Origin of the sequence: Streptomyces sp. NPDC007872 (assembly GCF_042868165.1) — a bacterium.
In the GTDB taxonomy this organism is placed as follows: Bacteria; Actinomycetota; Actinomycetes; order Streptomycetales; family Streptomycetaceae; genus Streptomyces.
The window spans coordinates 315,325-335,119 of the sequence record NZ_JBIAEA010000003.1; the positions used below are offsets into that span (position 1 = coordinate 315,325).

The window sequence follows — 19,795 nt, forward strand, 5'->3', positions numbered from 1 at the left end:
GGAGGCGGACGATGAGCTTTCCCCTGCCCGACAGCGTCGATGCCCTCAAGGACATGATCGGCCGCGAGGTCACCTCCCTGCGCGCGGCGGTGCGCAGGAACGCGGAGCGTCCGCTGGGCGCGCCGGCCGGCACCGACCGGGCGTCGCCCGTGCGGTCCCTGGCGGTGCTGCCGCCCTCCGCGGAGACGGGCGAGTCGTCGCCCTGTCTGTGCGGCAGCCACGAACCGGGCGCCCGCGGGACCTGTTCGATCCTCGCCGCGATCCCGGCCTCGTCCGTGCTGCTCGAACCGCTGTGGAACGAGTCGGGCGGCATCCCGGACTTCCGGATCGTCGCCGGCAACCGCATCCGGTCGGCGGACTGGCTGGAAGAGCCGGACCACCAGGTCGGACAGCGTTTCCTGGAGGCGCGGCCGGGCGCGGCGGACTCGGGCCTGCTCGCCGCCCTGACGGACGTGGTGGGCACCGGCAAGCCCCTGAACGGGCAGGTGGTGGACTACACGGAGCAGCGGCTCGGGCGGATCCACCGGACCCCACTGCTCTACACCGCCGCCCGGTGCGGCGAGCAGCTCCTCGTGACGTGGCGGCCCCTGCAGAGCACGGCCGAGATGATGACGATCGACGCGCAGTTCATCGCCTCGATGGGGTGGGGGAACTGGGACCTGCTCTCCGGGAAGGTGACCTGGTCGGAGGGGCTCAGCCGGATCCTCCACGCCGACGTGCGCATGCCGTGGTCCCTGGAGCAGTTGTGCGACGCGCTGCTGCCGGACGACCTGACGGCGTTCGCCGAGTTCCTCACCTCGGTCCTCGCGGGCGAGGAGCCCGCCTGGACCCGGATCCGCTTCGTGGTGCTCGGCGAGGTCCGCACGCTGGACCTCCTGGGCCGGCCGGCCACCGGGACGGACGGCAGGGCCTGGGCCCTCAACCTGGTGGCCCGCGACCTCACGCCGCAGATCCGCAGCCGGCGGCGGCTGGCCGAGACGGAGCGGGAGACGGACCTGCTGCGGCGGCAGACGGAGGCGGAGCGGAGGATCGCGGACACGCTGCGCGAGGCGATCCTCCCGACGCATTCGGAGGCGCTCGCGGCGGTCGGCCTCACGGTGGCGGCCTCCTACCGGCCGGCCGAGCCCGACGCGGCGGTGGGCGGCGACTGGTACAAGTGCCGGCTGCTGCCGGACGGACGGGTGCTCGTGGCGATCGGCGACGCGTCGGGGCACGGCCTGGAGGCCGTGGCCCGGATGGCGCAGCAGCGGCACGCCCTGGCGGGCCTGGCGCAGACGGGCGCGTCCGCCGGGGAGATCACGACCTGGCTGAACGAGCTGGTGTGCAGCGATCCGGCGGGGCAGACGGCCACGGTGGTGGTCGGTCACCTCGACGACGAGAAGGTCCTGCACTGGGCCGACGCCGGCCATCCCGCGCCGCTGCTGCTGCGCGACGGCCGCGCCGAGCCGCTGGAGGCCAAGCAGCGCGGTCCGCTCCTCGGCGCGCTGCCGGGATACGCGTACGAGACCTCGTCGACGCCGCTGCGCCCGGGCGACCTGCTGGTGCTCTACACCGACGGCATGGTCGAGCACCGGGGCGAGGACGTGACCGTGGGGATCGCGCGGCTGGCGGACGCGGTGGCGGCCTCGTCGCTCCTGGAGCCGCGGGAGGTGATCGACGCGCTGCTGGCCGATCCCGGGATCGCGGGCCACGAGGACGACGCGTGCGTCCTGGGGATCCGGGTGGACTGAGCGCGCGGTACGGCGTGTACGGCGGCGGGGTCGCTCCCTGGCGGGAGGACCGGGCGTGACGCCCCGCTCCCCTCGTCCGTCGGGGGGCCCGGGGAAGGGGTGTGTGCCCGCCGGGCCACCGGGGAAGGAGACGGTGCCCACGGCCCGGACGGCCCGTGACGCCCCCGCCGGCCGCAGCCCGGCCCCGTCTTCGCCGCCCTCCGGGGCGCCGCACCGATCGGAGAGAGATGACGACGACGCCTTCCGCACCCGACGGGTCTCCCGGCACGTCGATGACCGACGAGGAGTACGGGGCCCTGCGCGCCTCCGCCGCGCTGTGGGCCGGCACGTCCGTGCTGATCACCGACGAGCGCGGGCGGGTCCTGGTCCAGCGCGTCGACTACCGCCCCTCGCGCCTCCTGCCGGGCGGGGCCGTCGACAAGGGCGAATCGCCCGCCCGGGCCGCCGCCCGGGAGCTGTGGGAGGAGCTCGGGGTCACGGCGGTCGTCGACCGGGGCCTCGCCGTCGACTGGGTCTCCGCCGGCGCGTTCGGGGCGCCCGGGGTCATGCGGTTCCCGGGCGAGATCGTGCACGTGTACGACGGGGGCGTCTGGGACGAGGAGCGGATCGCCGCGATCCGACTGCCCGGGCACGAGGTCGAGGCCGTGGAGTTCGTGGAGCCCGCCGACCTGCCCGGTCTGATGATCCCGGGCGACGCCCGCCGCGCCCTGTCCGCGCTGCGCGCCCGGATCGACGGCGGCGGCCCCGCGCTCCTGGAGGACGGCGTCCCGATCGCTCCCGGCGTCCTCGACCGGGCCGGCGCCCTGGGCGGCGCGCGGGAGCACGACCACCGTCCCTTCCACCCCTCCCCCGTCCCGGACGGCCTTCCGGTCCGGGAGACGCGGGGCTGGCTGTTCGCCCCGGACGGGCGGGTGCTCGTCCTCCTCGATCCCGGGACGGGCGCGGCCCGCCTGCCCGGCGGGACGCCCGAACCTGCGGACCACGACGATCCCCGGGCCACGCTGGTCCGCGAAGCCGACGCGATGGCCGCGGCCACGGCCGCCCGGCCCCTGTACCTCGGGCACCTCCTCGCCCCGGACGGACCGTACGCGCTCGTCCGGTACGCCGCCGCCCTCACCCGTCTCGGGCCTCCGCCCGTCGATCCGGCCACCGGCCGCGCCCGCGTCCGGGTCCTGGCCACCCCGGAGCAGGTGCTGGAGCTCCTCGACTGGGGCCCGCACGGGGCCGCACAGCTCGCGGCCGCGCACCGGGCCCGCGCGCTGCTCGGCGTCCCCCGGGCCGCCCGGCAGGCGGTCACCGAACTCACCGGACCCGCCGCCTACTAGGGCGTGTCCGAAAGTGTGCGGGGGACGGCACTTCCGGTTCTGGTGCCGCTCCTCCGCTCCCGCCAAGATGGTTCACAGTTGAACAATCAAGAGCGGCGGGAGAGACGTGATGGGTGCGGGGCAGGTCGTGACGGTGTTCGGCGCGTACGGGCACACCGGGCGGTTCGTGGTGGCGGAGCTGCTGGAGCGGGGGTTCGTACCGGTCCTGGCCGGGCGCGACGAGGGCGGGCTGCGGGCGCTCGCGGAGTCCCGGCCGGGGCTCGACGCACGGCAGGCGACGGTCGACGACCCGGTCTCGCTCGACCGCGCGCTGGCCGCCGCGGACGCCGTGGTCAACTGCGCCGGTCCCTTCGCCACGACCGCGGCGCCGGTGATCGAGGCGGCGCTGCGCGCCGGGATCCCGTACGTGGACGTGGCCGCGGAGATCGAGGCCAACCTCGACACGTTCGCGCACTTCGCGGAGCGCGCCGCCGCGGCCGGCGTCCCGGTGGTCCCCGCCATGGCGTTCTTCGGCGGTCTCGGCGACCTGCTGGTCACGGCGGCGATGGGCGACTGGACGGAGGCCGACGAGGTGCACGTCGCGTACGGACTGAGCGGCTGGCACCCGACCGCCGGGACCCGCACGGCGGGCGCGGTCTCCCGGGAGCGCAGGGACGGCCGGCGCGTGGTGTTCGAGGGCGGGAGGATCGAGCACCGCGACGACGCCCCGCCGGCCCTGGAGTGGACCTTCCCCGAGCCGCTGGGGGCCCGGTCCGTGATCGGGGAGTTCACCATGGCCGACGTCGTCACCGTCCCCAGCCACCTGGCCGTTCCCGAGGTGCGCACCTACATGACGGCCGAGGCGGCGCGGGACCTGGCCGCCCCCGACACGCCGGCGCCGGCCGCGGTCGACGAGCGCGGGCGGTCCGACCAGACGTTCCTCGTCGACGTCGTGGTGCGCTCCGGCGGCGAGGAGCGGCGTGCCGTGGCGCGCGGCCGGGACATCTACGCCGTCAGCGCGCCGCTCGTCGTGGAGGCGCTGGACCGCCTCCTCACCGGCCGGCCCGGGGCGCCCGGTGTCGTCTCCGCCGGTGCGGCCTTCGACGCGCCCGCCTTCCTGCGCGCCCTGTCCCCGCACCTCTCGGTCGAACTGCTCGGTTAGAGGTCCCGCGCGGAACGCGGCGACGTGTTTTCCGAACCCGGGTGTTTCGAGGTGGCCTTTGCGGCCAGACGCGACATTGGAGGCATTCACGAACTGATTCGAGGAGGACGACCGGGATGGCCAAGGTGTCGCATCTGCCCGGGCGGGCGGAGCACCAGTGGAACTGGCAGATGTCGGCAGCGTGCCGCGGCGTGGGGACCGAGGTGTTCTTCCACCCCGAGGGCGAACGGGGGCCGGACCGGGCGGCGCGCGAGGAGGCCGCCAAGGCCGTCTGCGCGGCGTGCCCCGTACGCACCCGCTGTCTGGAGCACGCGCTCAGCGTGGCGGAGCCCTACGGAGTCTGGGGCGGGCTGACGGAGCAGGAACGCGAGCAGGTCCTGCGGAGCGGAGCCGCCGCGGCGTAGCGGACACCGTCCGGCGGAGCAGGGGCCGGACGGATGAGGGGCGGGCCCGAACTCGATGAGTTCGGGCCCGCCCCTCTTTCCTGCCGTGTTCCCTCAGACGAGACGGCCGCCGAAGGGTCCGCCCAGGCCGTAGTACGTGCCCAGTTGCTCGCGGTAGACCGGGTCGTCGAGGTGCGTCTCGCGGAAGAACTCCGGAGCGTCCTTGATCTGGTCCTTGGTCCGGTCCACGAAGACCTTCCGCTCCTCCGGGTCGATCCGGGTCACGGTGCTCGCCGGCAGCAGGACCTCCTTGCCGAAGATCCAGACCCCGGTGTCCACGACCAGATAGGCGTCGTCGACCTCGTCCGAGTGCTTGTCCACCTTCCCGATGGCGCCGTCGGACGCCTCGACCTTGTAGCCGGTCAGGTCGGCGCCCGCGAGGTGTCCCGCGGTCGACCGGTAGCTCCACGCTTGCTCGGTCATTCGTCACCCACTCCTCCGCTGGGGAAGGACGGCCGGCGGTCCGCCGGCGTCCGGACTCCGCCTGCCCCGGCCCCCGCGACCCATTCGCGCGCCCCCGGGGGACGGCCGGAAGGCTCCTGTCCGGCCGGAAAGCGGGATACGGGCCGGGCCCCCGGGTAGCCGAACCCCATGAACACCAGCGAGAACACCCCTCACCACCCCGTCCCCCCGTTCCCCGACCAGCAGCAGGAGCATCCCGGTTCGACCGAGCGGATGGATCCGCGGCCCGACCACGGCGAGGAGTCCTACCGGGGCCACGACCTGCTCCTCGACCGGGCGGCGGTCGTCACCGGCGGTGACTCCGGGATCGGCAGGGCGGTGTGCCTGGCGTTCGCCCGCGAGGGCGCGGACGTCGTCTTCACCCACCTCCCGGAGGAGGCGGAGGAGGCGGAGGAGACGGCGCGCCTGGTCCGCGAGGCGGGCCGCAGGGCGGTCCCCGTCGAGTGCGACGTCCGTGACGAGGAGCAGTGCGCGGCCCTGATCGACCGGGCGGTGGACGAGCTGGGTCGCGTGGACGTCCTCGTCAACAACGCCGCGTACCAGATGTCCCAGCCCGACGGGATCGAGGCCATCACCACGGAGCAGTTCGACCGGGTGATGAAGACCAACCTGTACGGGATGTTCTGGCTCTCCCGCGCGGTCCTCCCCCACATGCCGCGCGGCGGGTCCGTCATCAACACCGCCTCGGTGCAGGGCTACCAGCCGAGCCCGCACCTCCTCGACTACGCGATGACGAAGGCCGCGATCGTCTCCTTCACCCACAGCATGGCGCAGTTGCTCGCCGAGCGCGGCATCCGCGTCAACGGGGTCGCCCCGGGGCCCGTGTGGACGCCGCTGATCCCCTCGACGATGCCGGACGTGAAGGAGTTCGGCGGCCAGTCGCCCCTGGGGCGCCCCGCCCAGCCGGCGGAGATGGCGCCCGCGTACGTCTTCCTCGCCTCGCCCGGGGCGAGCTACATCACCGGGGAGATCGTCAACGCGACCGGTGGCACTCCCCTGCCGTAGGGGCCCCGGGGGCGGGGACACGCGGAAGCCGTACGACCTCCGGGTCGTACGGCTTCCGCGTCGTGCGGGGTGGCGCGGCCGGTGTCACATGGGGGCGTCGGCCGCCGGGGGCCGGCCGGCCCGGCCGGGCGCCTCCCGGGCCTCGGGGTGCTCCCCCGTCCGGGTGAGGGGCAGGTGGTAGAGGGCGAACGCCTTGCCGATGACGGGCTGGGCGACGTTGCGGACGCGCACCCCGCCCGCCGTCATGCCGTGCTCGGTGCCCATGTGGGCGTGGCCGTGCACCGCGAGGTCGGCGCCGGCCCCGTCGATGGCCTCGGCCAGGAGGTAGCTGCCCAGGAAGGGGTAGATCTCGACCGGTTCGCCCGCGAGCGTGTCGGGGACGGGCGAGAAGTGGGTGAGGGCGATCCGCGCCTCGCAGTCGGACAGCTCGGACAGGGCCTCGTGGAGGCCCTCGGCGGCCCGGCGCGTGGTGCGGACGAAGTCCTTCATCTCGCGCTCGCCGAACTCCCCGGCGCTGCGGCCCGCGAAGCCGCCGCAGAATCCCTTCGTACCGGCGATGCCGAGCCGGCCGCCGTCCACCGCCAGGACCGTCCGGTCGCCCTCCAGGACGGCGACGCCCGCGTCGGTGAGGACGCGGGCGATGTCCGCCTCCTGGTCGGAGTGGTAGTCGTGGTTGCCGAGGACCGCCACCACGGGGACGCCGAGGTCCCGGACCTCGTCCGCGACCACCTCCGCCTCGGAGACCGTCCCGTGCCGGGTGAGGTCCCCGGCGAGGAGGAGGACGTCCGCGCAGAGCGGCAGGGTCTCGAAGGAGGGGCGCAGCAGGCCCCGGCAGTCCGGGCTCAGATGGATGTCGCCGACGGCCGCCACCCGGACGACGGCTCCGTCCTCGTGCTTCTCGGGGGCGGTCACAGCAGCTCCTCCGGGCGCTCGGGGGGATCGATGCAGGCGACCGTCAGGTCCGCGTGGACGGGGAGGCCGGCCAGTTCCGTCTCGGCGAGCCGGAGGATCTCCTCCCGGTGCACGGCCGTGGGGACGGTGCCCGTCAGGAGCACGGCGGTCCCGCGCGCCTCGACGCGCACCCCGAGCTCGGCCGTGTCCTCGCGCGCGAGCCGCTCCCTGAACCGGGCGATCCGGTACTCGTTCCCGCCGGTGTCCATCGCGCTCCTCCGTCCTGTTCGTCCTGCCGGTGTGGGTGACGGGGCGGCGCGTTCCGTGCGGGACGGCCGCCCCCACCGTCGCGTCTCCCCCGTCCCGTACGCACCATTCCTCCCCCGGCCCGCCGGGAGTGGGCGGGGCCGTGCCGGGGCAGTGGGGAGGGGTGCGACTGAGGACGAGTGATCCCGAACGGCCCGGGTGGCGGCGGGTCCGCCACGGCAGGGGCTTCCGGTACCTGGACGCGGACGGCGCTCCCCTGGGCGCGGAGGACCGGGCCAGGGCGGTCGCGCTCGCGATCCCGCCCGCGTGGCGGGACGTCTGGGTCTGCCCGTGGCCCACCGGGCACGTGCAGGCCGTGGGGACGGACGCGGCGGGCCGCAGGCAGTACCTGTACCACGAGGAGTTCCGGCGCCGGCGGGAGGAGGCGAAGCACGAGCACGTGCGGGAGGTGGCCCGCCGGCTGCCCCGGTTGCGGCGGGCGGTCGAGCGCGACCTGGACCTGCGCGGGCTGTGCCGCGACCGGGTGCTCGCCTGTACGGTCCGCCTGCTCGACCTGGGGTCCTTCCGGGTCGGCGGCGAGCGCTACCTGAAGGAGAACTCCTCGCACGGCCTCACGACCCTGCTGCGCGAGCACGTCCGCTGCGCGCGCGGGGAGGTGTCCCTCGACTACCCGGCGAAGTCGGGCCTCCGGCAGACGCGGACGCTCGTGGACGAGCAGGCGTACGGGGTCGTCCGGGCGCTGCTCCGGCGGCGCGGCGGCGGTGAACGCCTCTTCGCGTACTGGGAGGGCCGGGCCTGGCACGACGTGCGGGCGGCGGAGGTGAACGCGTACCTGCGGGACCGGTCCGGTGCCGACCTCACCGCGAAGGACTTCCGCACCTGGCACGCCACGGTGCTCGCCGCCGTCGCGCTGGGGGTGTCGGCCCCGGTGGCCGGGGAGTCGCGCACCGCGCGGTCGAAGGCGGTCCGGCGGGCCGTGTGCGAGGTCAGCGACCACCTCGGCAACACTCCGGCGGTCTGCCGCGCCTCGTACATCGACCCGCTCGTCGTCGAGCGCTTCGAGGAGGGCGTCACCGTCGCCGGGGCGCTGGAACGGCTCGGCGAGGACGGCGGGTTCGGGCATCCGGCCACGCGGGGCGGGGTGGAGCGGGCGGTGCTCCGGCTGCTCGGCTGACCCGGCCGCACACGCGGGGGCGGGCCGCTTCCGTCAGGGCCGGGCGCCGGGTCACGGCGTTCCGGCGCGGGGCCTCAGGCTTCCTGGTCCGGCCGACCGGGCCGGTCGTACGCGGGCTCGCCCCCGGACGCGTCGTGGAGGGTCAGCGCTCCGGCGAGGTCGAGGTCGGCGACGGTGCCGTGCGCGCCGGCGCGGACGAGGAGCACCGCGCCGAGCGCGGTGCTCCAGAACGTCCTGGCCTCCACGTCGAGCGGCCGGCGGGTCCGCCAGCCGCGGGTGTCGACGAGCCGGCCCACGAAGCGCTCGGACTGCCGGAAGAGCAACTGGAGGTGCCGGTCGACCACGGGGGCGAGTTCGGGCTTGGAGATCCCGGCGGCGAGCGCCCGCGCGACCGGGGGCAGCGAGGGCATGGCGAGGACGGCGCGGGCGATGTTGCGCCGGAACGTCGCCGCGTCGGGGGCCTGGCGGCCGAGGCGCTCGATCCGCCGGGCGTCGTGCAGCAGGCCGAGGAAGGCGGCGTGCACGAGCAGCGAGTCCTTGGAGCCGAAGTGGTAGGTGACCTGGTTGGGGAAGGCTCCCGCCGCCTCCGCGATCTCCGCGACGCTCACCTCGGCGCCGGGCCGCTCCTTGCAGAGCCGCGCGGCCTCCTCGATCAGCCGGCGTCTCGTCGCGCGGCCGCGGTCGCGCGAGCGGGCCGGTGCCGCCGACCGGGCCGGTGCCGACCGGGCCGGGGCGGGCCTGGCATCGGTTCGCTTCTTCTCCACCCTCGAATTGTATGTGATACAACAAGCCTCGTTCGCTTGTATCGCATACAAGAAAAGGTGAAGGACATGCACCGGACCGAAGTCGTCGTGACCGGACTCGGCGCGATCACGCCCCTCGGCGGAGACGTGGCGACCACCTGGGACGCCCTGCTCGCCGGCGAGTCCGGCATCCGCGGCGACGCCCTGCCCGGCCACGAGGACACCGGCCTTCCCGGCACCGTCGCCGGGACGATGGCGGCCGACCCCGCCGGGTCGCTGCCGCCGGCGCGGGCCAGGCGGCTCGACCGCTCGCAGCAGGCGGCCCTCACCGCGGCGGCCGAGGCCTGGGCCGACGCCGGTTCCCCGCGGGTGGACCCGGACCGGCTCGCGTCGGCGATCGGCACGGGCATCGGGGGCGTGCAGACGCTGTTGAGGGAGGACGACGTCCTGGAGGCGTCCGGGGTGCGGCGCGTCTCGCCCCGCACGGTCCCGATGCTCATGCCCAACGCGGCGGCGGCGCTGATCAGCATCGAGTACGGCGCGCGGGCCGGGGTCTACACGCCCGTCTCGGCGTGCTCCTCCGGCGCCGAGGCGATCGCCCTGGGGGCCCGGCTCATCCGGGCCGGCGAGGCGGACGTGGTCATCGCGGGCGGGACCGAGGCCGCGATCACCCCGATCACCGTCGCCGGCTTCGTCCAGGCGCAGGCGCTGTCGCGGCACACCGCCGAACCCGCCTCGGCCTCCCGGCCGTTCGCCGCGGACCGCGACGGATTCGTCCTCGGCGAGGGCGCGGCCGTCGTGGTGCTGGAGAGCGCCGAACACGCCGAGGCCCGGGGTGCCCGCGTGCGCGCGGTACTCGCGGGCGCCGGCATCGCCGCCGACGCCCACCACATCACGGCACCCGCGCCCGACGGCTCCGGCCAGGTCGCGGCCATGCGCAAGGCCCTCGCGCAGGCCGGCCTGGCTCCCGGGCGGATCGGCCACGTCAACGCCCACGCCACCGGGACCCCGGTCGGCGACGTCGCCGAGGCGCTCGCGATCGGGAAGGTCTTCGGCCGCGCCACCGTGACCGCTCCCAAGGCGGCGCTCGGCCACCTCTTCGGCGCCGCCGGCGCGATCGAGGCGCTCATCGCCGTCCTCAGCGTGGAGCACGGCGTCGTCCCGCCGACCCGCAACCTCACCGCGGCCGGCGTCGATCCCGCCGTCGACCTCGACGTGGTCACGGAGCGGCGGGACGTTCCCCAGGAGGCCGTGCTCAGCAACTCCTTCGGCTTCGGCGGGCAGAACGTCTCGCTCGTCGTCACCCGTGCGGAGCGGCACACGTCCCGCGCGGGGTCCTGACCTCCCGCGGTCAGCTCTCCCCGGTCCCGGCCTCGCCCCTGCGGCCGTGCGGGCGGCGCTGCTCCTCGCGGCCCAGGCCCGGGGACTGGCGCTTGGCGTCCATGCCGCCCTCGTCGTCGGCTCCGTCCGGGCGGCCCCGCGTGGCCTTCTCGGCCTCCCGGCGCGCCTCGACGTCGCCGCTCTCACCGACGGCCTCCGAGGGCGTGGTGCGCGGCGGGGCGTCCGCGGGCAGGGTGCGTCGGCGCTCGTGGTGGCTCATGGTCGTCCTCCTCGGTCGTACGGGCGGGTCCGTGGGGCGGCTGCCCCCCGGCGTCAGGCGGAAACGCCGCCGACGGGGGCGAGCACGAAGGCGTGGCCGGCCGGGTCCGTGTAGCGGCGCGTGTCGGTGCGCCGGTCGAGGCGGCTGCCGTTCCGGTCGGCGGAGACGGGGCGCGCGCCGAGCGAGACGGCTTCCCGCTCGGCCTCGTCGAGCGCGTCGGGCGCCACGAGGATGAGCAGGTGGGCCTGCTGGGCGTCGTCCGGCCGGGGCCAGCTCGCCGGGGCCTGGCCGGGGTCGCGGCGGATGCCGAGGACGAGGCCCTCGGAGCCGGAGAGCAGCAGCAGGTCGGGGTCGCCGGGGCTCGGTTCGACGGTGGCGTCGAGCAGGGCCGCGTAGAAGCGGGCGAGGGGCTCGGGATCGGTGGTGTCGAGGACGAGGACGCCGGTCTTGGAAACGGTCATGCGGTGCTTGTTCCCCGTCACATCCCTTTCAGGCAAAGGGAGTCGGCGTCCTGCCGGTCCCGATCGGGCCGGGCGGCGGCCGGGTGGCGGGGCGTCGCGTGTCCCGCCGTATCAGGGGTATGCGGAAACCGTGGAGGCGCCGTCGCACGAGGTGGGCGGCGACCCGATCGGGACCGGGCCCCGCCGCCCGGCGTTCCGCCCCCGGAGCACCCCGCAGACGACGTACGAGCACAGGAGGTTCCATGTCCGCACTGTTGGCCCGCATCAAGCGGTTCGGCCGCAGCCCCCAGGGACAGCGGGCGATCGCGTCGGTACGGCGCGCCGCCGCCGATCCCCGGAACCAGGCCCGCGCCCGGCAGTTCCTCGGCAGGTTCCGGAAGCGCCGCTGACGGTCCGTCCGCCCTTCTCGCCCCGGTGGGCCCGGCTCCGGCCGGGCCCACCGGGGCGAGTGCGTGAGGGCTCACGGCGGCGCGTCGGACGGGCGGATCTCGCGCAGGCGGTCCAGCCTGCGGATGACGGGAGTGGCGCTCGCGCCGTGGAGCACGACGGAGAGCGCCACGGTGGTGGCGGTCAGGACCCACAACTCCTGTGCCTGGCCCTCGAATCCGTGGTGGCCGAGGGCGTACGCGAGGTAGAAGAGGGAGCCGATGCCGCGCAGTCCGAAGACGGCGGCGACGACGCGTTCCCGGGGGCCGGTGACGAAGCCGAGCTGCGCGATCCACCCGGTCACCGGGCGGACGACCACGATCAGGGCCAGGGCGAGCAGGAGCATCGGCCAGGTCAGCGCCTCGATGCCGGTGGCGGCGAGGTAGTGGCCGAGGAGGAAGAGCAGGGCCGCCGTCAGGAGCCGTTCGATCTGCTCGGTGAAGCCGTGCAGCACCTTGTGGTAGCCGTGGCCGCGCTCGGCGCCCCGGATGGCACAGGCGGTGACGAAGACGGCCACGAAGCCGTAACCGTGCGCGAGTTCGGTGAGGCCGTACGAGAGGAAGGTCGCGGCGAGCGCGACGAAGCCCTCCATGTGCTCGGAAAGGCGAAACGATTCAGCTTCGGCCCGGAAGAACATCCGGCCGAGCAGCCGCCCGAGGACGATGCCGATGACGACGGCGATCACCGCCCTGGCCACGAGGTCGAAGCCGAACCAGTGGCCCCAGTCGGCCTCCGCCCAGACGCCGCCCGCGCCCGCGAGCGCGACGGCGGCGAGGACGAAGGGGAAGGCCAGGCCGTCGTTGAGGCCGGCCTCGGCGGTGAGCGTGAAGCGGACCTCGTCCTCGTCGTCGTCCTCGTCGGTCGGCTCCCCCACCCGCACCTCCGCGGCCAGCACCGGGTCGGTGGGCGCGAGGAGGGCGCCCACGAGGAGCGCGGTGGCCACGGGCCAGTCGAAGAGCCACCAGGTGAGCACGGTGGTCGCGACGACGGTCAGGGGCAGGGTGATGCCGAGGAGCCGCCACGGCCCGGCCCAGGAGCGCAGCCCGAAGCGGCGGTTCAGCGCGAGCCCGGCGCCCATGAGGGAGACGATCACGCAGATCTCGGTGACGTGCTCGACCCAGACCCGGTCCGCCACCGGGTCGAGTGTGGGCATCGGAAGGGGCAGCAGTCCGCTCAGGGCTCCGACCAGCAGGAACACCATGGGCATCGAGAACGGCATGCGCCGGACGAGTCGCGGCAGGACCGCCGCGGCCAATGCTCCGAGGCCCAGGGCCGTGAACACGAGGTCGGCGGGGCTCAAGGACGGGGCTCTCCGTTTCCAAGGACTGCGGGGGTGGTGAGGACGGGGACGACGGTGCCGCCCCGGTCAGTCGGCCGGTTCGTCGGGGACGGGTTGCTCGGGGTTGACGGCTCCCTTCTCGGGGCGCCCTCCGGGGCCCGTGCCGGACTCCTCGGTGTCCGGCAGCTCCTCCTCGCCGGGGTCCCGCGTAACGGTGATGGCCAACGGGTCCTCGCCCTCGGCCGCCTGTTCGTCCTCGCGGTCGCGGGGTATCGGGTCGTCCGAGTTCCCCGGGGTGTGCGCGTCGCTCATTCCGTTCTCCTCTTCCAGTGTCCGGTCGGGTGGTAGGGCGGTCAGCCCGCGGCCGTCGACGCCCCCAGGCGCACGCGTTCCATGACGTATCCGCTGCGCGGGAGCGTCGGCACGCGGTGCAGGGGGATCGACAGGTCCTGGTCGGGCACGTCGTGGGGCAACCGGGCGAGGCGCGGGACCAGGGAGGCCAGGAGGGCGAGGGTGATGTCCTCGCCGGGGCACCGGTGGCCCGCCGCCGGGTCGCCGCCGCCCTGCGGGACGAGGTCGTCGCGGCCGGTCGTCGCGCCCGGCCGGGTGAAACGGGTCGGGTCGAAGGCGTACGGCTCCGGCCACAGGTCGGGGTCGTGGTCGTGCCCGTACAGGTCGAGGAGGACCAGGGTGCCCTTCTCGACCGGGACGCCGCCCCACCGGGTGTCGGCCGCCGCGAGGCCGCCGATGAACGGGGCGAAGGGGTAGAAGCGGCGGACCTCCTGGGCGAAGCCCCAGGCGTACCGCTCGTCCGCCGCCAGGAGCGCGCGGTGCTCCGGCCAGCGGTGCAGGGCGTGGGCGGCGAAGGCGACGAACCAACCGACCGCGACCGTGGGGCGCAGGACGTTCAGGAGTTCGACGGCCGCGGTGTGCGGGTCGAGCTGCCGGCCGTTCGCGTCGGTGTGCGCGGCCACCGCCTGGGCGATCGTCGCCTGCCCCGAGGGGGCGCCCACGGTCCGCAGCTCCTCGATGAGCGGGGCGAGCCGCTCCTCCTGCCGCGTCCTGGCCCGCCGGGCGCGCACGTGCCGGGGGCCGACGGCGGCGAAGCCGTCCACCATGGCCACGAGGTCCCGCGCGGCGGTCTCCTCCTCGCCGTCGGGCAGCGGGACGCCGGCCCAGTCGTGCACGGCCCGGGTCAGGACGCGGGCGGCCTCGTCGAAGAGCACCACCCGTTCCCTCTCCTGCCAGCCGGCCTCGGCCCGGTCCCACGCGCGCTGGGCGTACTCCACCAGGGCGGCGATCCGCTCCGGGTCCTTGAGCAGCGTCAGGAACATCGCCTTCCGGCCGCGGTGCGGCCCCCCGTCGAGGGTGTGGACGGCTCCGCGGCCGAACAGCGTGTCCAGGACGGGCCCGGGCAGGGCGTCGTGCCGGCGGACGTGCCGCTCGTCGTAGAAGAAGTCCACGGCCTCCTTGCCGTGCAGCGCGACTCCGCGCCGGCCGAGGATCCGTACCGGGACGGCCGGGGCGTTCCCGGCGCGCCGGCGCAGATCGGGGAGCCACCCGTACCCCTTCATCAGCAGGGCCGCGGTGCTGTCGAGCAGAGGGGCGTGAGGGGTTCCTGACATGTCCTGCGGTGTCGCTTCCATGAGAGACGGGTTCCACGAAGTCGTGATTTCACACCGCCCGACCGGGGGCGGAGGCGGCATACGCCCCGGTCGGGCAGGGCGGCACGCGTCCGTTCAGCGGCCGGGGGTCAGCACCGTCTTGATCATGCCGTCCTCCTTGTCCTGGAACGTCTTGTACGCCCGGGGGGCGTCCTCCAGGGGCAGGGTGTGGGTGGCGAAGTCGTCGACGCCGAGCGGGTCGGCGTCGTCCAGGAGCGGGAGGATGTCCTCGACCCACCGCCAGACGTTGGCCTGGCCCATGCGGAGCTGGATCTGCTTGTCGAAGAGGCTGAACATCGGCACGGGGTCGACGGCGCCGCCGTAGACGCCGGACAGGCTGATGGTGCCGCCGCGGCGGACCACGTCCACCGCCGTGTCGAAGGCGGCCATGCTGTCCACACCGGCCTTGGTCATCATCTTCTGGGCGATCGCGTCGGGCAGGAACCCGGGGACCTTCTGCGCGAGCTTGGTGAGCGGGGCGCCGTGGGCCTCCATACCGACGGCGTCGATGACCGCGTCCGTGCCCCGGCCGTCCGTGAGGTCCCGCACCCGGTCGCCGAGGTCCTTGCCGTGCTCCTTGAGGTTCAGGACCTCGACGCCGCGGCCGCGGGCGCGGCGGAGCCGCTCGGGGACGAGGTCCACGCCGATGACCTTGCTCGCGCCCTTGTGCAGGGCGATGCGGGCGGCCATGTCGCCGATGGGGCCGAGCCCGAGGACGGTCACGGTGCCGCCGGGCGGGACGTCGGCGTACGCCACGGCCTGCCAGGCGGTCGGCAGCACGTCCGAGAGGTAGAGGTAGCGCTGGTCGGGGGCGTCCTGGCCGACCTTGATGGGCAGGGTGTCGCCGAAGGGGACGCGCAGGAACTCCGCCTGGCCGCCGGGGACCTGCCCGTAGAGCTTGGTGTACCCGAACAGGGAGGCGCCCGTCCCGTACTCCCTGACCTGGGTGGTCTCGCACTGGGACTGCAGGCCCTGGTCGCACGTCCAGCACGTGCCGCAGGAGACGTTGAACGGCACCACGACCCGGTCGCCGACCTTGAGGTTCCTCACGTCCGGGCCGACCTCCTCCACGATCCCCATGGGTTCGTGGCCGAGGATGTCGCCGGGGTCCAGGAAGGGCCCGAACACCTCGTACAGGTGCAGGTCGGAGCCGCAGATTCCGCTGGAGGTGACCCGGACGATCACGTCCGTCGGGTCGACGATCCGGGGGTCGGGCACGGTGTCCACACGAACGTCCCGGTGTCCGTGCCAGGTCAACGCCCTCATGGTCCAACTCCTCACATGCGGCTTCCGGGGGTCACGGCGCGAGTGCCCCGGACCACCGGGTCGTATGCGTCCCGCGGGTCCGCCGTCCGGCGGGGGCACGCGGTAGGCGCGCGGCTTCGCGGGTAGCGGTTCGTCAGGAGCTCTCCGGCGACGCACGGGCGACCGGGGACGGACGCCGGACACGGAAACGCGGGACACGGAGACGTCGGGCACGGAGACGTCGAGTACGGAGACGTCGAGCACCGAGACGTCGGGCACGGAGAGGGAGAACGCGATGACGGAGACCCTGAAGGTACGGGCGGGCAGGCGCGCCGTCACGGTCAGCCGGCCGGAGAAGGTGCTCTTCCCCGAGGACGGCATCACCAAGGCCGACCTCGCGGAGTACTACCGCGCCGTGGCCCCGAAGATGCTGCCGCACCTGCGCGGCCGCCCGCTGACCCTGGAGCGCCATCCGGGCGGCATCGGCGACCGGGGCTTCTTCCAGAAGGACGCTCCGGACCACTTCCCGGACTGGGTGGGGCGCGCCGAGATGCCCAAGGAGGGCGGCACCGTCACGTACGTCCTGGCCGAGGACGCGGCCGCCCTGGTCCTCCTCGCCGACCAGGGCTCCGTCACCCTGCACCGGTGGCTCTCGAAGGTCGACCGCCCCCACCACCCCGACCGGCTGGTCTTCGACCTCGACCCGTCCGGGGAGGGGTTCGCGCCGGTACGGGACGCCGCCCGGTGGCTCCGCGACCTCCTCGACGAGCTGGGGCTGCCGTCGCTGCTCATGACCACCGGCTCGCGGGGGCTGCACGTCCTGGTGCCGCTGGACCGGAGCGCCCCCTTCGACGACGTCCGGGCCTTCGCCGCCGACGTCTCCGGGGTGCTCGCCGCCCGCCGTCCCGACCTGCTCACCACCGAGGTGCGCAAGAAGGCCCGGGAGGGGCGCCTCTACCTCGACATCCAGCGCAACGCGTACGGTCAGACCGCGGTGGCCCCGTACACGGTGCGGGCCAGGGCCGGCGCGCCCGTCGCGGCCCCGCTCGCCTGGGACGCCCTGGACGACCCGGCGCTCGACGCGCGCGCCCGGCGCCTCGCCGACGTGGACCTGCTCCTGAAGGAGGACCCGTGGAGCCCGGCTCCGCGCGGGCGCTCCCTCAGGGCTGCGGCGGACCGCCTCCGTCGTACGGGTCTCCGTGCTCGTCCCTGAGGGGGTTCCCGTCCTCGAAGCGGCCCCCCTCGCCGAACGGGCGCCCCTCGTCGAACGGGCTCCCCTCGTTGTACGGGCCGTCGAAGGGGGTTCCGCCGTCGGGCGGGTCCTCCTCGTCGCTCCCGTCCGCGAACGGCCGCTCCTGGTCGAACGGGTCCTCGTCACCGCGCGGCGCGAGCGCGATGCACTCCACGTCGATCCGGTCGGCGACCTCCGTCAGCGCTCCGGCCAGGGCCACCACCGTCTCCGGCGCGAGGTCGAGGTCGTCCTCGCCGGTCGACTCCAGCCACCCGGCCGCGAGGTGCCGGAGCAGTCCGGTCACCTCGTCGGCGGGGAGGACGAGGTGCCCGTCCGGCAGAAGCACCAAGGACATGGATGCGTTCATGATGATCCGACCTCCGTGTCACCGACGCTTGTCAGGGGGTGGTGTCGCCCGCGGGCGGAGCGCCGTCGGCCGTCTCCGGGCGGACGATGACGACGGGACAGGACGCGTGCGCGGCGCTCTGCTGGCTCACCGAGCCGAGGAGCAGGCTCGCGAAGCCGCCCCGGCCCCGGCTTCCCACGACGAGCAGTTCGGCGCCCTCCGACGCGTCGATCAGCACCCGGGCGGGGTTCCCGCGCACCACGTGCTGGACCACGGGGACGTCGTCGTCCGGGGGGAGGACCGCCGTGAGCTCCTCGGAGAGGGACCGCCGGGCCTGTTCCTCGTCGAACAGCACGTCCACGGCCGGCGCGGACCATCCTTCCGCCCCGGGGAGGTCGTAGACCCCCACGGCGTGCACGGTCGTGCCGGTGCGCCGCGCGTACCGGAGCGCCCAGCGCAGGGCGGCGTGCGACGCCGGTGAGCCGTCCACGCCCACCACCACGCGGGAAGTGCCGTCATCGGTGCTCATGTCATGCCCCTTCTCGCTCACGCCGGGAAAGACGGTCCGGGCCCGGGCGGCGGGGATCGGTCCCGTCCCTTCTCCGCCCGCCGCCGGAAGGAGCCTCCTCGCTTCCGGAAAGGGTCTCCCGCCCCCGACTACCCGGCCCCGCGTGCCGTACGCGCGGCCGGCCCGGCGCAGGGGCGCGGTCGCCCCTCCGTACCAATGTGCCCCGGGAGGGCCGGGGCCGCCCGGCAGCCGCCCTCGTACGGGTCCGTCCCGGGGCCCGGGGCGGGCGCCGCGCTCAGTCCAGGGCCTTGTCGGCGGAGGTGATGCGCGCGCCCATGTTGGTCTCCATCATGCGCAGGGCGGCGTCGGCCAGGTCCTCGTGGATGTGGGCGACGGCGTCCCGGGCGACGGTGACGGAGAGGTGCCGGATGTGGGCGTCGAGGGCGGAGTAGAGCACGCACTGCTCCGTGACCTGCCCGCAGAGCACGAGGTGGTCCACGCCGAGCGTTTCCAGCAGGTAGGCGAGCGGGGTGTCGTAGAAGGCGGAGTGGCGCGCCTTGACGACGAAGTAGGACGACTCGTCCGGGCGGACGGGGTCGACGAGGTCGGCGCGCGGGCCGCCGAGGGCCGCCTCCAGGATCTCTCCGTGGTGGGAGCGCCACTTGCCGAAGTTGTCGTTGGCGTAGACGACCGGGAGGTCCCGCTCGCGGGCCTCGTCCAGGAGGCGCACCACGGCGGGGAGGGCCCGTTCGACGGAGGGGACGAGGAGTTCCGCGTCCGGGTGGTCGTAGCGGTTGAGCATGTCGATGACGACGAGGGCGGTCTTGCTCATGTACCCCAAGTTTCCAGATCATCGGCCCGGACGCGCGCTCGGCGCCTCCGGGGCTCTCTCCGGTCCTGTTCCCGGTCCTGCTCCCGGGTCTGCGGGAGGGGCGGGCGGCCCGTGGGGCCGGTGGACGGCCGCGGGGCCGGTCGCGGGACGTCGTCCGTCCGTGCGACCGGCCCCTGGCCGTTCTCGGTGTCCCAGTGGTGTCCCGGGACGTCAGGGACGGTCGGCGGGCGGCCAGGCGTCCGCGCCGCGCGAGGACCTGTCGGCCTGGCCCGGAATGGTGGGGAAGCGACCGGTCGGGCCCGGGGCGGCCGTCGCACCCGTAGTGCTCGTCGTACCCGAAGGGCTCGTCGGGCCGCCGGTCGGGGCCGGGCCCGTGGCCGTGGCGTCCGAGGGGCGGACGCGGCCGCGCCAACTGCCGGTCGCCTGCCCGCGCTCCTCGATGAAGCCCTTGAACCGCTTCAGGTCGCCCTTGACCCGGAGGTCCAGGATCCCGAGGGCGTCGCCGGTCCTCTCCACCACGCCCTCCGGCTCCACCTCCATCGCGAGCCGGACCCTGGTGTGGTCCTCGTCGAGGCGCTGGAAGGTCACGACGCCCTTCTGCCGGACCTCTCCGCCCACGGTGCGCCACGCGACGCGCTCGTCCGGGAGCTGGTCGACGATCTCGGTGTCGAACTCGCGCCGCACTCCCGCCACCTTGGTCCGCCAGTGGCAGTGGCGGTCGTCGACCTGCCGTACCTCTTCCACGCCCTCCATGAAGCGGGGGAACTCCTCGAACTGCGTCCACTGGTCGTAGGCGCTCCGCACCGGGACGTCCACATCGATGGTCTTCTCGACCGTGCTCACCGGTTTGCCTCCTTCGTTCCGTTGTGGTCGTCACCCGCATACCCGGCCGCCCTCGCCTCAATCAGGCCCCACGAGTCCGGTGCGCGGAGCCCGGACGGGAAAGGTGCAGGCAGGCGCGTTCCTTGCATAATGGAGGGTGGCAGCCACCTGTCGAGCTGCTTCAGGCTGGACACGGAGCG

22 protein-coding genes and 1 pseudogene are annotated in these 19,795 nt (G+C 74.6%); 9 read left to right on the top strand and 14 right to left on the bottom strand.

Features of this window, described 5'->3' with window-relative positions; all coding sequences use genetic code 11:
* Positions 1–11 precede the first annotated feature (11 nt).
* From ACFYNX_RS11855 to ACFYNX_RS11870, 4 genes are all read left to right on the top strand, one after another.
* Entirely contained in the window at positions 12–1,730 is a 1,719-nt protein-coding gene (locus ACFYNX_RS11855; RefSeq protein WP_388660434.1) for a PP2C family protein-serine/threonine phosphatase, read from the top strand.
* A gap of 227 nt (positions 1,731–1,957) precedes the next feature.
* Positions 1,958–3,055, top strand: a complete 1,098-nt coding sequence (locus ACFYNX_RS11860; protein ID WP_388660437.1) for an NUDIX domain-containing protein — start codon at positions 1,958–1,960, stop codon at positions 3,053–3,055.
* 109 nt (positions 3,056–3,164) lie between these two features.
* On the top strand, positions 3,165–4,196 hold the full coding sequence (locus tag ACFYNX_RS11865) for a saccharopine dehydrogenase NADP-binding domain-containing protein (protein ID WP_388660439.1): 1,032 nt from the start codon (positions 3,165–3,167) through the stop codon (positions 4,194–4,196).
* Positions 4,197–4,312: 116 nt separating this feature from the next.
* A complete protein-coding gene (locus ACFYNX_RS11870; RefSeq protein ID WP_125662426.1) occupies positions 4,313–4,600 on the top strand; it encodes a WhiB family transcriptional regulator in 288 nt (95 codons plus the stop codon).
* Between the two features lie 93 nt (positions 4,601–4,693).
* Here ACFYNX_RS11870 and ACFYNX_RS11875 read toward each other — a convergent pair whose 3' ends face one another.
* Positions 4,694–5,062 (bottom strand): PRC-barrel domain-containing protein, encoded by a 369-nt coding sequence (locus ACFYNX_RS11875; protein ID WP_365547859.1) that lies wholly within the window; start codon positions 5,060–5,062, stop codon positions 4,694–4,696.
* A gap of 168 nt (positions 5,063–5,230) precedes the next feature.
* Between ACFYNX_RS11875 and ACFYNX_RS11880 the strand changes: the two genes are divergently transcribed.
* On the top strand, positions 5,231–6,106 hold the full coding sequence (locus ACFYNX_RS11880) for an SDR family oxidoreductase (protein ID WP_388660443.1): 876 nt from the start codon (positions 5,231–5,233) through the stop codon (positions 6,104–6,106).
* Positions 6,107–6,190: 84 nt separating this feature from the next.
* On the opposite strand, the gene ACFYNX_RS11885 is transcribed toward ACFYNX_RS11880, so the two are convergent.
* Together ACFYNX_RS11885 and ACFYNX_RS11890 are read right to left on the bottom strand one after the other, a co-directional pair.
* Complete coding sequence (locus tag ACFYNX_RS11885; RefSeq protein ID WP_388660446.1) at positions 6,191–7,018, bottom strand: metallophosphoesterase; 828 nt, start codon at positions 7,016–7,018, stop codon at positions 6,191–6,193.
* Positions 7,015–7,266: a BON domain-containing protein gene (locus tag ACFYNX_RS11890; RefSeq protein WP_125662437.1), complete on the bottom strand. Its 252-nt coding sequence runs from the start codon at positions 7,264–7,266 to the stop codon at positions 7,015–7,017. Before ACFYNX_RS11890 ends, ACFYNX_RS11885 begins: the two co-directional genes overlap by 4 nt.
* 161 nt (positions 7,267–7,427) lie before the next feature.
* On the opposite strand from ACFYNX_RS11890, the gene ACFYNX_RS11895 reads away from it, so the two are divergent.
* Positions 7,428–8,438 carry a DNA topoisomerase IB gene (locus ACFYNX_RS11895; protein ID WP_388660449.1) on the top strand — a complete coding sequence of 337 codons (1,011 nt, stop codon included), beginning with the start codon at positions 7,428–7,430 and terminating at the stop codon, positions 8,436–8,438.
* Positions 8,439–8,512: 74 nt separating this feature from the next.
* Here ACFYNX_RS11895 and ACFYNX_RS11900 read toward each other — a convergent pair whose 3' ends face one another.
* Positions 8,513–9,202, bottom strand: coding sequence for a TetR/AcrR family transcriptional regulator C-terminal domain-containing protein (locus tag ACFYNX_RS11900; protein ID WP_388660452.1), 690 nt, complete (start codon positions 9,200–9,202; stop codon positions 8,513–8,515).
* A gap of 66 nt (positions 9,203–9,268) precedes the next feature.
* Here ACFYNX_RS11900 and ACFYNX_RS11905 point away from each other — a divergent pair, with 66 nt between their 5' ends.
* Complete coding sequence (locus ACFYNX_RS11905) at positions 9,269–10,522, top strand: beta-ketoacyl-[acyl-carrier-protein] synthase family protein (RefSeq protein WP_388660454.1); 1,254 nt, start codon at positions 9,269–9,271, stop codon at positions 10,520–10,522.
* A gap of 10 nt (positions 10,523–10,532) precedes the next feature.
* On the opposite strand, the gene ACFYNX_RS11910 is transcribed toward ACFYNX_RS11905, so the two are convergent.
* Both ACFYNX_RS11910 and ACFYNX_RS11915 read right to left on the bottom strand, forming a co-directional pair.
* Positions 10,533–10,781, bottom strand: coding sequence for a hypothetical protein (locus tag ACFYNX_RS11910; protein WP_388660457.1), 249 nt, complete (start codon positions 10,779–10,781; stop codon positions 10,533–10,535).
* A 53-nt stretch (positions 10,782–10,834) separates the two neighbouring features.
* Positions 10,835–11,242 carry a VOC family protein gene (locus tag ACFYNX_RS11915; RefSeq protein WP_125662445.1) on the bottom strand — a complete coding sequence of 136 codons (408 nt, stop codon included), beginning with the start codon at positions 11,240–11,242 and terminating at the stop codon, positions 10,835–10,837.
* A gap of 242 nt (positions 11,243–11,484) precedes the next feature.
* Here ACFYNX_RS11915 and ACFYNX_RS11920 point away from each other — a divergent pair, with 242 nt between their 5' ends.
* Entirely contained in the window at positions 11,485–11,631 is a 147-nt protein-coding gene (locus ACFYNX_RS11920; RefSeq protein WP_365547840.1) for a hypothetical protein, read from the top strand.
* Positions 11,632–11,702: 71 nt separating this feature from the next.
* Here ACFYNX_RS11920 and ACFYNX_RS11925 read toward each other — a convergent pair whose 3' ends face one another.
* The 4 genes from ACFYNX_RS11925 to ACFYNX_RS11940 all read right to left on the bottom strand — a co-directional run bounded on the left by ACFYNX_RS11925 (position 11,703) and on the right by ACFYNX_RS11940 (position 15,877).
* Positions 11,703–12,968 (bottom strand): cation:proton antiporter, encoded by a 1,266-nt coding sequence (locus tag ACFYNX_RS11925; protein WP_388660460.1) that lies wholly within the window; start codon positions 12,966–12,968, stop codon positions 11,703–11,705.
* 66 nt (positions 12,969–13,034) lie between these two features.
* Positions 13,035–13,259, bottom strand: a complete 225-nt coding sequence (locus ACFYNX_RS11930; RefSeq protein WP_388660463.1) for a hypothetical protein — start codon at positions 13,257–13,259, stop codon at positions 13,035–13,037.
* 41 nt (positions 13,260–13,300) lie between these two features.
* A complete protein-coding gene (locus ACFYNX_RS11935; protein ID WP_388660466.1) occupies positions 13,301–14,572 on the bottom strand; it encodes a cytochrome P450 in 1,272 nt (423 codons plus the stop codon).
* Positions 14,573–14,686: 114 nt separating this feature from the next.
* Positions 14,687–15,877, bottom strand: coding sequence for a zinc-dependent alcohol dehydrogenase (locus tag ACFYNX_RS11940; protein ID WP_365547831.1), 1,191 nt, complete (start codon positions 15,875–15,877; stop codon positions 14,687–14,689).
* 274 nt (positions 15,878–16,151) lie between these two features.
* Here ACFYNX_RS11940 and ligD point away from each other — a divergent pair, with 274 nt between their 5' ends.
* Complete coding sequence (gene ligD / locus ACFYNX_RS11945) at positions 16,152–17,069, top strand: non-homologous end-joining DNA ligase (protein WP_388660469.1); 918 nt, start codon at positions 16,152–16,154, stop codon at positions 17,067–17,069.
* Here ligD and ACFYNX_RS11950 read toward each other — a convergent pair.
* From ACFYNX_RS11950 to ACFYNX_RS11965, 4 genes and pseudogenes are all read right to left on the bottom strand, one after another.
* Complete coding sequence (locus ACFYNX_RS11950; protein WP_365547826.1) at positions 17,017–17,442, bottom strand: DUF6213 family protein; 426 nt, start codon at positions 17,440–17,442, stop codon at positions 17,017–17,019. The two genes, ligD and ACFYNX_RS11950, sit on opposite strands and share 53 nt — an antisense overlap.
* A 43-nt stretch (positions 17,443–17,485) precedes the next feature.
* Positions 17,486–17,962 (bottom strand): universal stress protein, encoded by a 477-nt coding sequence (locus tag ACFYNX_RS11955; RefSeq protein ID WP_125662461.1) that lies wholly within the window; start codon positions 17,960–17,962, stop codon positions 17,486–17,488.
* A 274-nt stretch (positions 17,963–18,236) separates the two neighbouring features.
* Positions 18,237–18,773 (bottom strand): cysteine hydrolase family protein, encoded by a 537-nt coding sequence (locus ACFYNX_RS11960; protein WP_388660473.1) that lies wholly within the window; start codon positions 18,771–18,773, stop codon positions 18,237–18,239.
* A 384-nt stretch (positions 18,774–19,157) separates the two neighbouring features.
* A pseudogene (locus ACFYNX_RS11965) lies at positions 19,158–19,616 on the bottom strand (SRPBCC family protein); the annotation flags it as partial.
* Positions 19,617–19,795 lie beyond the last annotated feature (179 nt).